Raw genomic sequence first — 14660 nt, 5'->3', positions numbered from 1 at the left:
CTCCCGGAGGGGCGCCCCCATCGCCGAGGATGAGCCCGTGCAGGCAACCAGAACACCGGCCCGGCCCCGCGTCGGCGAGCGCGTCATGGCCGCGATCAACCGCGACCCGATGACCGCCCCGCACCGCACCCGCAACGACGCGCTGCTGGCCGTGGCATGGGCCGTCCTCGCCGCGGTCCTCGCGCTGCTCGGCGACAAGGAGCTGCGGCCCGACGCGCTCGGCTGGACCCTGCTGTTCGCCGCCCATGTACCCCTGGTGTGGCGGCGCCACCGTCCCCTGCTGGTGCTGCTCGCGGTGATGCTCTGCATCGCCCCGTACCACGCCCTGGACAACAACCACGCCGCGCCCATCTTCGCGACCATGGTGGTGCTGTACACGGTCGCGGCGACCGGCACGGTGCGCCGCACCCTGCTCACCGGCGCCGCCGTCCTCGGCGTGACGCTGATCCTCAACGCCATCACCAACCCCGACGGCACGATGGAGCTGGTGCGGATCTCCGGCTGGGTCCTCGCGTTCCTCTTCAGCGGCATCGACGTCCGCTACTACCGCCAGTACGTCGCCGCCATCGTCGAACGCGCCGAACGCGCGGAGCGCACCCGCGAGGAGGAGGCACGCCGCCGCGTCGCCGAGGAACGTCTGCGCATCGCCCGCGACCTGCACGACCTGCTCGCCCACAGCATCACCCTCATCGGCGTCCAGACCTCGGTGGCCGCGCACGTCCTGGCGGCCGACCCCGAGCGGCTGGACCGGGAGACGATCGCGAAGGCCCTCGACGACATCGCCGAGACCTGCCGCACCGCACGCGGCGAAGTGCGCGGCACGCTGGAGGTGCTGCGCGAACAAGGCGTCGCGGGCGAGACGCGCGGTCCGCTGCCCGGCCTCGACGGCGTGCCGGACCTGGTGGCGGCGGCACGGCTCGCGGGGGCGCGGGTCGAGTCGGCGGTACGGGTGGCGGGGGCGCCGCCCGCCGTGGGGGCGGCCGCGTTCCGGATCGTGCAGGAGGCGCTGACCAATGTGGTCCGGCACGCGGGCCCCGAACCCGCCGTGCGCGTCGAGCTGTACGAGGAGCGGGGCGCCCTGCGTGTGTCGGTCACGGACGACGGCACCTGCCCGGCGGAGGTCGCGTCGAGCGGCGGGTACGGCCTGGTCGGCATGCGTGAGCGGGCCCGCAGCGTGGGTGGCACACTCGACGCCGGACCACGCGACGAGGGGGGCTTCGAGGTGAGTGCCGTACTGCCGACCGGGACCGGCGGCCGGGAGGGGGAGCGATGATCCGCGTCCTGCTCGCGGACGACCAGACGCTCGTCCGGGAGGCGTTCGCCATGCTGGTCGAGTCGGCCCCCGACATGGAGGTCGTCGGCCAGGCGGCCACCGGCCGGGAGGCGGCGGAACTGGCCCGTGGCACTCAGGCCGACCTCGTCGTGATGGACATCCGCATGCCCGACCTCGACGGCATCGAGGCGACCCGGCTCATCGCGGCCGACGACGACCTGGCCGGGGTGCGGATCCTGGTCCTCACCACTTACGACACCGACGAGAACATCGTGGACGCGCTGCGCGCCGGTGCCTCCGGGTTCCTCGTCAAGGACACCCGCCCGGCGGAACTCCTCGACGCCATCCGCACGGTCGCGGCCGGTGAGTCCCTGCTGTCACCCGGCCCGACCGCACGGCTGATCGAGCGGTTCCTGTGCAGCCCTGTCGCCCCGGCGGCCGGTGGACCCGAATGCCTGTCCGAACGTGAACGCGAAGTGATGACGCTGGTCGCACGCGGGCTCAACAACACGGAAATAGCTCAGGCGTTGGGACTGAGCCCGCTCACCGCGAAGACGCACGTCAGCCGCATCATGGGGAAACTGGGGGCGCGGGACAGGGCGCAATTGGTCGTCGTGGCGTATGAGTCAGGGATGGTGACACCGGGGAACCTGTGACGGACAGGTGCACATCTGACCCTCCGTCAAGGGAGCCCGATGACCACCCTGAGCCGCACGTCCCTCCTCCTGGCCGCCACCGCAGCACTCCTGACCACACCGCTCATGTCCGCGGGCGAAGCCTCCGCGGGCACCGCCTGCGCCACCTCCGTCCCCTACCGCTCGGGCGAGGACGGCTACGACACCTACCGCATCCCGGCGACGATCACGACCCCACGGGGCACGGTGCTGGCCTTCGCCGAGGGCCGGCACGACGGGGCCGGTGACACCGGCGACATCGATGTCGTCCTGAGACGGTCCCTCGACGGCGGCTGCACCTGGGGGCCGGTGGCCGTGGTCGCCGAGGGGGATGGCGACACCCGGGGCAATCCGGCGCCGGTGGTGGATCCGCGCACCGGTGCGGTGGTGCTGGTCACCTCCTACAACAGCGGGGATGTGACGGAGGCCCAGATCATGCGGGGCGAGGTGACGGCGGAGCAGAGCCGGCGGGTGTTCGTGCAGCGGAGCGCGGACGACGGCCGCAGCTTCACCTCTCCGCGCGATGTCACGGGCGACGTGAAACCGCCCAACTGGCGCTGGTACGCGACCGGCCCCGGGCATGCGATCGCCCTCCGGCACGGCAAGCACGCGGGGCGTCTTGTCGTCCCGTCGAACCACTCGGTGGCCCCGCCGTCCGGGTCCTCCGACACGGGGCAGGAGGCGAAGTACTACGGCGCCCACGCCATCTACAGCGACGACGGCGGGCACACATGGCGGACGGGCTTCGTCGACCGGACCTACGACGGCTACAGCAACGCCAACGAGTCCACCGCCGCCGAACTCCCCGACGGCAGGGTGTACTTCAACTCACGCGACCAGCTCGGCACGAGCGCCGGCAACCGCGTCGACAGCGTCTCCAGCGACGGCGCACAGACCCTGGACCGCCCGTACACCGTGCAGCCCTCCCTCAACGAGGTCCCGGTCGTCGAGGGCAGTGTCCTTCAACTCCCCGCCCCCGGAGCCCCGTTGCTCTTCTCCGGCCCGTCCGTCCCCACCGCCCGCCAGTCGATGGCGATCTGGCGCAGCACGGACGGCGGGGCGACCTTCAAGAAGGCCCTGACACTGTCCGACCACCGGGCGGCCTACTCCGACCTCGTGCCGCTCGGCCGGCGGACGGCGGGGATCCTGTACGAGACGGGCGAGTCGGGGACGTACGAGACGATCGAGTTCCGGCGGATCCCGGTGACCGACCTGACCTAGCCGACTTGCTCGCCTAGTCCCACCAGAACGACCAGGAAGTCCGCCCGATGAGGTTCGCCGCGTACTCCGGGAAGGGGGTGGGCGGGTCGTCGACGATGTTGTCCGCGGTGGACAGCACATGCTCCAGGGCGAGCAGGTTCGCGGGCTCCGCCCCGACGGGAGGTCTCGCGACCGAGACATGCAACTCACTGCCGAACCCGGCCACGACCTGGGCGCCGAAGCGGTCCTCCCAGCTCCGCAGGAGCGCGCACAACAGCGGCAGGGGTGCCTCCGCGGACCAGCCGGTCAGCGCCAGGGCATCGCTGCTGCGACGGGAAGGGACGAGCATCAGGCAGCACTCCTCCAGCCCGAACCGACCCTCGTCGATGAGTTCGGCAACCAGGCCCGACGCTGCCTCCTCGGGCGTCGGGCCCGCGGGCGGGGCCGGCATCGGCGGTGCCAGCCCCGGCCACCGCTCGAAGGGCGGCCCGGGGTCGTGCGGCCACGGCTCGACGTCCTCGGGCACCTGAGCCGGCGTCGGAGCCTTCCACAGGGGCAGCCTCCGGCGACGGTACTCGGCGAAGTCCGCGGCCAGCCTTTCCTCCAGCCGGACGGCGTCGACCTGTTCCGGGTCGAGCGGTCCGCCCAGGGCGTCGGGCGGGCACAGCAGCGGAACCAGGCCGTGCATGTTCAACCGGGGCCACAGCCGCTCGACGTCATCAGGGAACTCCTCGGAGACCCACACAGACGCGGGCCCACGAGTCAGGAACCGGCCGGCAGGCAGCCCGTCGGGCAGGGGGAACGACATGGCGGCACCGTAGACGGCGGCACTGACAACGCGGCCACCGCGGCCGCGCACCGCCTACAGCAACCCCGCCCCCGCCAGGAACTTCCCCACCCGCTCCACCTCCTCCGGCGAGAGCGGAATCTGAGGCTCCGCCGTCGCCGGGCAGTCGATCACCCCGCGCAGATACAGCGCCGCCTTGAACGCCCCGAGCGCCGACGAACTGCCACCCATCCGCCCGGGGTCCCCGACCGTCACCATGCCGAACAGGGCGCACAGGCGTTCCTGCTCGGCGCGGGCCGAGTCCAGGTCGCCGGAGTGGTGCAGGCGGTCGAGGCGGACGTAGCCCGCGGGGTCGACGTTGGCGAGACCCGGCACCGCCCCGTCCGCGCCGACCGCGAGGGCCGCGTCGATGATGAGCTCGGAGCCGGTGAGCACGCTGAAGCCCTTGAGTTCGGGCCGGTTGCGGACGCCGACGACGACCTCGCGGAAGGCGGCGAGGTCGCCGCTGGAGTCCTTCAGGCCCGCCAGCGCGCCCTCGGCGGCGAGGTCGAGGATCACCTCGGCGGGGAGTTTGGTGTGGACGGAGGCCGGGAGGTCGTAGGCCACGACCGGGACCGGGGACGACGCCGCGAGCAGACGGTAGTGGCGGGCGATCTCCGCCGGGTGGGTGACGCGGGCGTAGAACGGGGCCGTCGCCACCACCGCGTCCGCGCCCGCCTCCGTGACCGCGCGCACATGGTCCAGGACCCTCGGCGTCGTCATGTCGATCACACCGGCCAGGACCGGGAGCCGGCCCCCGACATGCCGCACGGCCGTCTCGACCACGACCTGCCGCTGCCGGTTCGTCAGATACGCGACCTCCGATGTCGAGCCGAGCACGAACAGGCCGTGCACCCCGCCCTCCATCAGATGGTCGATCAGCCTGCGCAGTGACGGGACGTCCACCTCGCGGTCCGGTGTCAGGGGCGTGCAGACGGGCGGGACGACACCGGTGAGCGGGGTGGGGATCATGATCAAGGCTCCCTGGAGTGATGGCTCTGTCGTACGAGGTCGCGGGTGGCCTCGCCCTCCTCCACCGGATGGTGACACCTGTAACGATGCTCGGGGTGGGACGTGGCCGAGAACTCCGGCATTGCCTGCGCGCATACCTCGTTCGCCTTCCAGCATCGCGTCCGGAAGGGACATCCGCTCGGCGGGCGCGTCGCCGAAGGGACCGGGCCGACCAGAGGGATCGGGTCGATGGGGTCCAGCAGACCGGGTGTCGCGGAGAACAGGGCGCGGGTGTATGGGTGCCGGGAGCCGTCGGTGACATCGGCCGCCGGGGCCTCCTCGACGATCCGGCCCAGATACATCGTGATCACCCGGTCGCTCATCCGGCGTACCGTCTGGATGTCGTGCGACACGAACACCAGGGCCAGGCCCAGCCGCTCCTTGAGGTCCAGGAGGAGGTTCAGGATCTGGGCGCGGACCGAGACGTCCAGGGCGCTCGTCGGCTCGTCCGCCACCACCAGGTCGGGGTCCAGGGCCAGGGCGCGGGCGATGGCCACGCGCTGGCGCTGACCGCCGGAGAGCTGGCCGGGCAGGGCGTCGGTGAGGGCGCGGGGGAGACCGACCAGGGACATCAACTCCCGCACCCGGTCGTCGCGTTCGCGTTTCGTGCCGCGCTCGTGGACGTCCAGCGGGTCCCGCAGGATCTGGCGGACCGGCAGTCGGCGGTTCAGTGCCGTCGACGGGTCCTGGAAGATCATCCCAGTTCCGGCGCCCACCGCCGTCCGGCGCTCGCCCGGTGTCATCGTCCACAGGTCACGGCCCCGGAAGGCGACCGTCCCCGCCGTCGGCCGCTGCACCCCCACCAGCACCTTCGCCAGCGTCGACTTGCCGCACCCCGACTCCCCGACCACGCCCACCGTCTCGCCGGGCGCGATGGTGAGATCGGCGCCGGTCAGGGCGTACACCTTGTCCCGGGTGAACAGGCCGCCGCTGCGGGCCTTGTGCACGACATGCGCGTCCGACAGTTCCACCAGCGCGTTCACTGCACGACCCCGCTTTCGGAGCGATCCGTCGGCGCCAGCAGGATCGCCGGGTGATGGCAGGCCGCCGTATGGGTGGAGGTACCGGCCAGGATGGGGGCCGTCGTACGGCACACCTCGCTCGCCAGGGGGCAGCGGTCCGCGAAACGGCAGCCCGCGGGGAAGTCGGCGGGGGACGGGACCACGCCCTTGATCTGCGTCATCCGTTCCTGCGCCGACTCCAGGGACAGCACGCTGCCCAGCAGGCCGCGCGTGTAGTGGTGCGCGGGGGACTCCACCAGGTCGGCCGTGACGCCCGTCTCCACGATCTGCCCGCCGTACATCACCACCACCCGGTCGGTGACGTCCGCGATCAGCGCCAGGTCGTGCGAGACCAGGATCAGGGCGAAGCCCAGCTCCTCCCGCAGCCGCAGCAGCAGCTCTATGATCTGCGCCTGCACGGTGACGTCCAGCGCGGTCGTCGGCTCGTCGGCGACGATCAGCTTCGGGTCGCGGGACAGGGCCATGGCGATCAGGACGCGCTGGCGCTGGCCGCCGGAGAGCTCGTGCGGGTAGCTGCGCAGGGTGCGTTCGGGGTCGAGGCCGACCAGGGTGAGGAGTTCGTTCGGGCTACGGCGGCCGCCGCGGCGTACGACCTGCTTGAGCTGCGAGCGGATCGTCATCGCCGGGTTCAGGGACGACAGGGCGTCCTGGTAGATCATCGCCATCTCGTGGCCCAGCAGCTTGCGGCGCACCCGCATCGGCTCGCCCACCAGCTGGCGCTGGTTGAAGCGGACATGGCCGTGCACCCGGGCGCCCTTCGGCTCCAGGCCCATCACCGCGAGCGCGGTCAGCGACTTGCCGCAGCCCGACTCGCCGACCAGGCCCAGCACCTCGCCCGGCTGCACCTCGAAGCTGATGCCGTCGACGATGTCCACGCCGGCATGACGGCTGTCGAACCCGATCGCCAGGTTCTCCACCGCCAGCACCGGTTGCCGCCCCTGCGGCAGGGGCCGGGCCCTCGACCGCAGTCGGGCCGCCGCCTCCGCCAGGCCGGGCAGCTGGAGCACCTCGCCGCTGCCCGGTTCCGGTGCCTCCAGATGGTCGTGCTGGTCCTTCACATCGACCTCGCGCGCCGACGGTGCCGCCCACGCGTCCGAGACGCCCTCGGAGAGGATGTTCAGGCACAGCACCGTCACCAGCATCAGCAGGCCGGGGAAGACGGTCGCCCACCAGCCGCCGGTGAGCACCATGTTCTTGCCGTCCGCGATGACGCTGCCCCAGGACGGGTCGGGCGGTCGCACACCGGCGCCGATGAAGGACAGCGACGCCTCGAACACGATCGCCTCCGCCACCTGCACGGTGCAGAACACCAGCACCGGGGCGGCGCAGTTGATCGCCACGTGCTTGATGACAATGTGCGGGGTGCGGGCGCCGATGACCCGTTCGGCGGTCACATAGTCCTCGCCGTACTGGTCCAGGACGTTCGCCCGTACGACCCTCGCCACCGGCGGGGTGAACAGGAACGCGATCGCGCAGATCAGGACGGTGATGCCGCCGCCGAAGACCGCGACCAGCACGGCGGCCAGCGCGATGCCGGGGAACGCCATCACCACGTCCAGGCAGCGCATCAGCGTCTCGTCGACCGCCTTGCGGGAGGTCGCCGCGATGGCGCCGATCAGTGCGCCGACCACCAGCGCGAGCGCGGTCGCGCCGAGCCCGATCGCCAGGGACCAGCGGGCGCCGTACATCAGCCGGCTGAGGATGTCGCGGCCGAGGCTGTCCTGGCCCATCCAGTGCTCGGCGGAGGGGTGTCCGGTGCCGTCGACAGGCGGCTGCTGGTCGAGCGGGTCGTGCGGGGAGAGGAGCGGGGCGAACAGGGCCAGCAGCACCACGACGGCCAGGAAGCAGACGGCCACCTTCGACAGCAGCGGCAGCTTGCGCCAGGCGCGCAGGCGGATGCCCGGCCGGGACAGGGCCTCGGCCAGGCGCTTGCGGTTGAACGTCACGTCGCCTCCCGCAGTCGCGGGTTGACCAGCAGATACAGGATGTCGATGACGAGGTTCACGACCACGAAGCCGATCGCGGTCGTCAGGACGACCCCCTGGACGACCGCCGGGTCACCGTTCTTCACCGCGTCGATCATCAGCTTCCCCATCCCGGGCAGCGAGAAGATCGTCTCGATGACGACGGCGCCGCCGAGGAGATAGCCGACGCGCAGTCCGAGGACGGTCAGCGGGTTGATGAGGGCGTTGCGGAGCACGTTCCGCCCCACCACCACCCTCGGCGGCAGCCCGCTCCCCACCGCCGTACGGACGTAGTCCTTGTCCAGCTCCTCCACCACCGAGGTGCGCACGATGCGCGTCAGCTGCGCCGCCACCGGCAGTGACAGCGCGAAGGCCGGCAGGGTCATCGTCTTCAGCCAGCCGGTGAAGGAGTCGGCCGGGTTGATGTAGCCGCCGGTCGGGAACCAGCCGAGGTCGACGGCGAGGTACTGGATCATCAGCAGCGCCAGCCAGAAGCCGGGGGCCGCGACCCCGGTCAGGGAGACGACGCGGATGATCTGGTCGGGCAGCCGGTCGCGGTAGATGGCCGCGGTGACGCCGCCGAGCAGGGACAGCACGACCGCGATGCCGAGACCCATGAAGGTCAGCTGGAGGGTCAGCGGCAGCGCGGTCATGACCTGGTCGACGACCGGCGCCCGGGTCAGGGCGCTGGTGCCCATGTCCCCGTGGAGCAGATCGCCGATGAAGATGACGTAGCGGACGGGCAGGGGATCCAGCAGGCCGTTCTGCTCACGGAAGTCGTGCAGCTGCTGGGGCGTCGGGTTGGCGCCCTGGAAGAACGCGGACGCCGGGTCGACGTCCGAGAAGCGCATGACCAGGAACACGAACAGCACGATGCCGAGCATCAGCGGCACGAGCAGCAGGACGCGGCGGGCGAGGATCCTTACGACGGTGACCACGCACGGACTCCTAGGCCCACTTGGCCTGAAGGAGGTTGATACCGGGGTACGGCTGTGCCCTTATCCCCGTGAGCTGCTTGGCGTTCCAGGCCGTCATCAGCTCGTTGTGGACGACCGGATAGAGCACCGCCTGCTCCGCGACGACGTCGATGTAGTCCTGGACCATCGTCTTCTTCTTCTCGCCGTCCGGCTCCCGGGTCGCCCGGTCCATGTCCTTGAAGAGCGCCTTGGCGACGGAGTTGTCGGCCCACCGCGTGTACTGCATCCACAGGTTCTCGGGCCCGTAGTTGTAATGCATGATCAGATCGGCGTCGAGGCCGAACTGGTTGGGGTTCGAGGCGGCGGCGACCACTTGATAATCCTGCTTCTGGTCCATCTTGGTGAAGACGGCCGTGGTCTCCTGCGGATTCAGGGTCGTCTTGACGCCGATCGCGTCCCAGGACGACTTGATGGTCGGCAGACAGTCCACGATCCAACTCACATTGACGGCGAGGATCTCGATCTCCAGCCCGCTGACCCCGGCCGCCTTCAGCAGCGCCTTCGCCTTGTCGGGGTCGTAGTCGTAGACGGTCTTGGCCGCCCGGAAGCTGGGATTGGACCGATTGAGGAAGGACTCCGACGGTTTCCCGTGCCCCTTCAGCGCGACCTCGATCATCTTGCCGGTGTCGATGGCGTAGTGCAGGGCCTGGCGCACACGGACGTCGTCGAAGGGCTTGTGCTTGGTGTTGAACATCAGGAACAGGTTGTTCATCCCGGCACCGCCCGCGACGGTCAGCCCGCCGCCCTCCAGCTGTCCGATGTTGGCGTACGGGATGTTGTCGGCGATCTGCGCGCCCGCGCTGGCGCCCGAGATCCGCGCCACGCGCGGCGCGGCGTCCACGATCGTCAGCCAGTTCATCTTCTTGAAGGCGGGCTTGCGCGGGCCGTTGTAGTCGGCGTACGCCTCGAAGGTGGTGTTCGACTTCGGGTGGTGCGCGGTCTGCCGGTACGGCCCCGAGCCGATCGCCTTGCCCTTGATGGCGTCGTCCCAGCCACCCGGCTGGGAGAACACGTGCTTCGGCATGATCTTGGCCAGGGTGAGCCGCGAAAGCCCGTCCGGGAAGGGGAACTTCAGCACCAGCTCGACGTTCTGAGCGTCGACCTTCCGCACTTCCTTCAGCCAGCTGGCGAAGAACCCCTTGGCAAGGGTCTGTGTCTTCGGGTCGAGGATCCGGTCGAAGACGAAGACGACGTCGTCCGCGGTGACGGGCTTCCCGTCGTGGAACCTCGCCCCCGCGCGCAGGGTGAACTTCCAGGTCGTGGCGTTCGGGTCGGCCGGCACCTGGGTGGCGAGCGCGGCGTACGGCTCCCGGGAGATCGGGTCCGTGTCCAGCAGCCCCTCGTAGATGTGGTTGTTGGCGGCCATGCAGAAGGCCGACGCGGTCTGGGTCGGGTCCCAGCTCCCGTCATTGCCGTAACCGATCACGGCGGTCAGCGTCCTGTCCTGGCCGCCGCCTCCACCGGTCTCGTTCGTGGACTCCGGCCCCGACGAACAGGCCGAGAGCGACGCGGAGACGGCGGCGGCCGCGCCCAGCGCGCCGGTGTACTTCAGGAACGACCGGCGGTGCAGCGCCGGCACGTCGTGGGTCACGTCGCGCACGGTTCCTCCAGCGGGGAAGGGCTCGGGAAGGGCTCGGCGAAAGGGCTCGAAAATGTGAGGAGATACGACGTCCTACGTCCTGACGGTCAGCGCGACCATAGGTGGGGGGATGGGGGCGGTCAAGGGATCTCACACGAATGGCGCATCTGCCACAGGTCGGACCAATGGCGCTGTGAAATGGCGCGAGTTGATCCCTCGTCAGGGGTGTATCCGGCGGACATGGGACGTGGGACGTCCGGGTGCGCGTACCATGCGCCGCATGCCCGGGCAGCCCAGGAACAGTCGTACGTCCGAGGAGTCCAGGAACAGCCGGATCCAGCGCCAGATCATGCAGCTGATCATCGACCGCAGGCTCCAGGCCGGCACGCTCCTGCCCACCGAGGCCGAGCTCATGGACGACCTCCGCGTCAGCCGCAACTCCGTGCGCGAGGCGCTGAAGGCCCTGCAGGCCCTCGACATCGTGGAGATCCGGCACGGCTATGGCACCTATGTCGGCGAGGCCTCGCTGACCCCGCTGATCGACGGGCTGACGTTTCGCACGCTCGCCCGGCACGACCACGACGACTCGGGGGCGCTGTCGGAGATCCTCCAGGTGCGGGAGGTGCTGGAGGAGGGGCTGATCCGGCGGGTGGCGGCGACGGTGACGGAGGCCGAGCTGGACCGGCTGGAGGTCGTCGTGTCGCGGATGGAGGCGGCGGGGCGGGTGGGGCGGGCGTTTCCTGACCTGGACCGCGAATTCCATGAGCTGCTGTACGCGTCGTTGGGGAACGATCTTGTGCCGCAGTTGCTTGCCGCGTTCTGGACGGTGTTCCGGCGGGTGAACGGTGCGCGGGGCCGTCCGGACGATCCGTCTCCGTCGCTGACGGCTCGGTGGCATCGGGACATCGTGACGGCGCTGCGTGCGGGGGATGTGGAGGGGGCGCAGCGGGCGATGACGGTGCATTTTCGGGGGATCGCGGCGAGGGCGGGGCAGAGGGCGGAGTGATTCCGCCCCGCCGCCCCTAGCCGTCCCGTCCTGGGGCTCCGCCCCAGACCCCGCTCCTCAAACTCCCCCAGAGGGGGGCACCCCCAAGGGGCTGAATTTCAGTGACCACCGGCGGGGGCGAAAGAAAAAGAAGCTGGGATCCCAAGCCGTAGAAGCTGGGATCCCAAGCCGTCAGGAATCGAGAAGCGCCGCCCCCGCGCCCCGGCTAGCGTGACGGGCATGGACATCAGTATTCACGCCAGTTTTCTCCCGCACGACGACCCGGACGCCTCCCTCGCCTTCTACCGCGACGCCCTCGGCTTCGAGGTCCGTACCGACGTCGGCCAGGGCAAGATGCGCTGGATCACGGTCGGCCCGCCGGGCCAGCCGAACACGTCCATCCTGCTCGCACCCCCCACCGCGGACCCCGGCATCACCGACGACGAGCGCCGGGTCATCGCCGAGATGATGGCGAAGGGCACCTACGGCTGGATCCTCCTCGCCACGGAGAACGTGACCGACACCTTCGAGAAGGTGCAGGCCACCGGCGCCGAGGTGGTCCAAGAGCCCACCGACCAGCCGTACGGCATCCGCGACTGCGCCTTCCGCGACCCGGCGGGGAACATGGTCCGTATCCAGGAGCGGGGCTGAACACGATGACCGAGCCGCAGTCGCACATCGCCGACAGCCATGACCTGATCCGCGTGCACGGAGCGCGGGAGAACAACCTCAAGGACGTGAGCATCGAGATCCCGAAGCGGCGGCTGACCGTGTTCACGGGTGTCTCGGGTTCCGGGAAGAGTTCGCTCGTCTTCGACACCATCGCCGCCGAGTCGCAGCGGCTGATCAATGAGACGTACAGCGCGTTCCTCCAGGGCTTCATGCCCAACCTCGCGCGGCCGGAGGTCGACGTCCTCGACGGTCTGACCACCGCCATCACCGTCGACCAGCAGCGCATGGGCTCCGACCCCCGCTCCACCGTCGGCACCGCCACCGACGCCAACGCGATGCTGCGCATCCTCTTCAGCCGGCTCGGCGAGCCGCACATCGGCCCGCCCGCGGCGTATTCGTTCAATGTCGCCTCGGTCTCCGCGAGCGGCGGGTTCACCGTCGACCGGGGTGCCGAGAAGACCAAGACGGAGAAGGTCTCCTTCAGCCGTACCGGTGGCATGTGTACGCACTGCGAGGGGCGGGGGCGGGTCTCCGACATCGATCTCGCGCAGCTCTTCGACGACAGCAAGTCGCTGGCCGAGGATCCGTTCACCATCCCCACCTACACGGGAGATGGGTGGGTCGTGCGGGTCATCGCCGAGTCCGGCCTCTTCGACAAGAACAAGCCGATCCGCCAGTACACCAAGAAGGAGCGGCACGACTTCCTCTACCGCGAGCCCACCAAGGTCAAGATCAACGGGGTGAATCTGACGTATGAAGGGCTGATCCCCAAGCTGCAGAAGACCTTCCTCTCCAAGGACCGCGAGTCGATGCAGCCGCACATCCGGGCCTTCGTGGACCGGGCGGTCACCTTCACCGAGTGCCCCGACTGCGACGGCACCCGGCTCAGCGAGCTGGCCCGCTCCTCGAAGATCGGCAAGATCAATATCGCCGATGCCTGCAAGATGGAGATCCGGGATCTGGCGGAGTGGGTGCGTGGGATCGAGGCGCCCTCCGTCGCGCCCCTGCTCGCCAAGCTCCAGCACTCCCTCGACTCCTTCGTCGAGATCGGCCTCGGCTATCTCTCCCTCGACCGCGCCTCCGGCACGCTGTCCGGCGGTGAGGCGCAGCGCACCAAGATGATCCGCCACCTCGGCTCCTCGCTCACCGATGTGACGTACGTCTTCGACGAGCCCACCATCGGTCTGCACCCGCACGACATCCAGCGCATGAACAACCTGCTGCTGCGCCTGCGGGACAAGGGCAACACGGTGCTCGTGGTCGAGCACAAGCCGGAGACCATCGCCATCGCCGACCATGTGGTCGACCTCGGTCCCGGCGCCGGGACAGCGGGCGGCACCGTCTGCTTCGAGGGCACCCTCGACGGGCTGCGGGCCTCCGACACCGTCACCGGCCGCCACCTCGACGACCGGGCCACCCTCAAGGACACCGTCCGCAAGCCCACCGGCAAGCTCGCGATCCGCGGCGCCACCGCCAACAACCTCCAGGACGTCGACGTCGACATCCCGCTCGGCGTGCTCTGCGTGATCACCGGCGTCGCCGGTTCCGGCAAGAGTTCGCTCGTGCACGGGTCGATACCGGCGCCGGAGGGTGTCGTCTCGGTCGATCAGACGCCGATCCGCGGCTCGCGGCGCAGCAACCCCGCCACGTACACCGGACTCCTCGAACCGATCCGCAAGGCCTTCGCCAAGGCCAACGGCGTCAAACCCGCCCTCTTCAGCGCCAACTCCGAGGGCGCCTGCCCCACCTGCAACGGCGCCGGTGTCATCTACACCGACCTGGCGATCATGCAGAGCGTGGCCACCACATGCGAGGACTGCGAGGGCAAGCGGTTCGACGCGTCGGTGCTCGAGTACCACTTCGGCGGACGGGACATCAGCGAGGTGCTCGGGATGTCGGTGGCCGAGGCCGAGGAGTTCTTCCGGGCGGGGGAGGCGCGGATCCCGGCCGCGCACAAGATCGTCGAGCGTATGGCGGACGTAGGGCTCGGATATCTCACCCTCGGCCAGCCCCTCACCACCCTGTCCGGCGGTGAGCGGCAGCGGCTGAAGCTGGCCGTCCACATGGCCGACAAGGGCGGCGTCTACGTCCTCGACGAGCCGACCACCGGCCTCCACCTCGCCGACGTCGAGCAGCTGCTCGGGCTGCTGGACCGGCTCGTGGAATCCGGCAAGTCGGTCATCGTCATCGAGCATCACCAGGCCGTGATGGCGCACGCCGACTGGATCATCGACCTCGGTCCCGGTGCCGGTCACGACGGTGGCCGGATCGTCTTCGAGGGCACCCCCGCCGACCTGGTCGCCGAGCGCGCCACCGTCACCGGTGAGCACCTCGCGGCCTACGTCGGCGGCTGACCTGCGATGTGTCTCGCCTCGGCACCGGTGATGGCCCTCCTCTCGTCCCGCTCCCGCCAGACGCGGGAGTGGACGGGAGGGGAGGCCGCCCGGGAAGATGCGGATGTGAGCCCCCGCAACTCC

12 protein-coding genes are annotated in these 14660 nt (G+C 70.1%); 6 read left to right on the top strand and 6 right to left on the bottom strand.

Annotated elements, in window-relative coordinates; all coding sequences use genetic code 11:
* Nucleotides 1-37: 37 nt before the first annotated feature.
* Genes IE325_RS06855 through IE325_RS06845 form a run of 3 tightly spaced genes read left to right on the top strand, consistent with a single transcriptional unit; the run spans nucleotide 38 to nucleotide 3168 of the window.
* A complete protein-coding gene (locus tag IE325_RS06855) occupies nucleotides 38-1273 on the top strand; it encodes a sensor histidine kinase (protein WP_373315120.1) in 1236 nt (411 codons plus the stop codon).
* Nucleotides 1270-1929, top strand: a complete 660-nt coding sequence (locus tag IE325_RS06850; protein WP_190068809.1) for a response regulator transcription factor — start codon at nucleotides 1270-1272, stop codon at nucleotides 1927-1929. Before IE325_RS06855 ends, IE325_RS06850 begins: the two co-directional genes overlap by 4 nt.
* A 39-nt stretch (nucleotides 1930-1968) precedes the next feature.
* Nucleotides 1969-3168 (top strand): sialidase family protein, encoded by a 1200-nt coding sequence (locus tag IE325_RS06845; protein ID WP_190068808.1) that lies wholly within the window; start codon nucleotides 1969-1971, stop codon nucleotides 3166-3168.
* 13 nt (nucleotides 3169-3181) lie between these two features.
* Here IE325_RS06845 and IE325_RS06840 read toward each other — a convergent pair whose 3' ends face one another.
* From IE325_RS06840 to IE325_RS06815, 6 genes are read right to left on the bottom strand one after another with little or no spacing between them, the layout of a single operon-like run.
* Entirely contained in the window at nucleotides 3182-3955 is a 774-nt protein-coding gene (locus IE325_RS06840; RefSeq protein WP_190068807.1) for a DUF4253 domain-containing protein, read from the bottom strand.
* A gap of 54 nt (nucleotides 3956-4009) precedes the next feature.
* Nucleotides 4010-4948, bottom strand: coding sequence for a dihydrodipicolinate synthase family protein (locus IE325_RS06835; RefSeq protein WP_190069216.1), 939 nt, complete (start codon nucleotides 4946-4948; stop codon nucleotides 4010-4012).
* Complete coding sequence (locus tag IE325_RS06830; protein ID WP_190068806.1) at nucleotides 4948-5967, bottom strand: oligopeptide/dipeptide ABC transporter ATP-binding protein; 1020 nt, start codon at nucleotides 5965-5967, stop codon at nucleotides 4948-4950. The genes IE325_RS06835 and IE325_RS06830 overlap by 1 nt, the downstream gene beginning before the upstream one ends.
* Entirely contained in the window at nucleotides 5964-7952 is a 1989-nt protein-coding gene (locus tag IE325_RS06825; RefSeq protein ID WP_190068805.1) for a dipeptide/oligopeptide/nickel ABC transporter permease/ATP-binding protein, read from the bottom strand. Before IE325_RS06825 ends, IE325_RS06830 begins: the two co-directional genes overlap by 4 nt.
* Nucleotides 7949-8908, bottom strand: coding sequence for an ABC transporter permease (locus tag IE325_RS06820; RefSeq protein WP_190068804.1), 960 nt, complete (start codon nucleotides 8906-8908; stop codon nucleotides 7949-7951). Before IE325_RS06820 ends, IE325_RS06825 begins: the two co-directional genes overlap by 4 nt.
* A gap of 10 nt (nucleotides 8909-8918) precedes the next feature.
* On the bottom strand, nucleotides 8919-10547 hold the full coding sequence (locus IE325_RS06815; RefSeq protein WP_190068803.1) for an ABC transporter substrate-binding protein: 1629 nt from the start codon (nucleotides 10545-10547) through the stop codon (nucleotides 8919-8921).
* A 259-nt stretch (nucleotides 10548-10806) separates the two neighbouring features.
* On the opposite strand from IE325_RS06815, the gene IE325_RS06810 reads away from it, so the two are divergent.
* From IE325_RS06810 to IE325_RS06800, 3 genes are all read left to right on the top strand, one after another.
* A complete protein-coding gene (locus tag IE325_RS06810) occupies nucleotides 10807-11532 on the top strand; it encodes a FadR/GntR family transcriptional regulator (RefSeq protein WP_190068802.1) in 726 nt (241 codons plus the stop codon).
* Nucleotides 11533-11751: 219 nt separating this feature from the next.
* On the top strand, nucleotides 11752-12162 hold the full coding sequence (locus IE325_RS06805) for a VOC family protein (RefSeq protein WP_190068801.1): 411 nt from the start codon (nucleotides 11752-11754) through the stop codon (nucleotides 12160-12162).
* A 5-nt stretch (nucleotides 12163-12167) separates the two neighbouring features.
* Nucleotides 12168-14537 carry an ATP-binding cassette domain-containing protein gene (locus tag IE325_RS06800; RefSeq protein ID WP_190068800.1) on the top strand — a complete coding sequence of 790 codons (2370 nt, stop codon included), beginning with the start codon at nucleotides 12168-12170 and terminating at the stop codon, nucleotides 14535-14537.
* Nucleotides 14538-14660 lie beyond the last annotated feature (123 nt).

The sequence above is a fragment of the Streptomyces lanatus genome, assembly GCF_014655715.1.
Classification (GTDB): domain Bacteria; phylum Actinomycetota; class Actinomycetes; order Streptomycetales; family Streptomycetaceae; genus Streptomyces; species Streptomyces lanatus.
Note: the sequence above shows the minus strand (reverse complement) of the source record. Positions and strands in the feature narration are given on the sequence as shown.

Bases quoted from the DNA above. Each gene is read 5' to 3' on its own strand.
- IE325_RS06850 (WP_190068809.1), top strand. From the start codon at position 1,270: ATGATCCGCGTCCTGCTCGCGGACGACCAGACGCTCGTCCGGGAGGCG.
- IE325_RS06840 (WP_190068807.1), bottom strand. From the start codon at position 3,955: ATGTCGTTCCCCCTGCCCGACGGGCTGCCTGCCGGCCGGTTCCTGACT.
- IE325_RS06800 (WP_190068800.1), top strand. From the start codon at position 12,168: ATGACCGAGCCGCAGTCGCACATCGCCGACAGCCATGACCTGATCCGC.
- IE325_RS06810 (WP_190068802.1), top strand. From the start codon at position 10,807: ATGCCCGGGCAGCCCAGGAACAGTCGTACGTCCGAGGAGTCCAGGAAC.
- IE325_RS06845 (WP_190068808.1), top strand. From the start codon at position 1,969: ATGACCACCCTGAGCCGCACGTCCCTCCTCCTGGCCGCCACCGCAGCA.
- IE325_RS06805 (WP_190068801.1), top strand. From the start codon at position 11,752: ATGGACATCAGTATTCACGCCAGTTTTCTCCCGCACGACGACCCGGAC.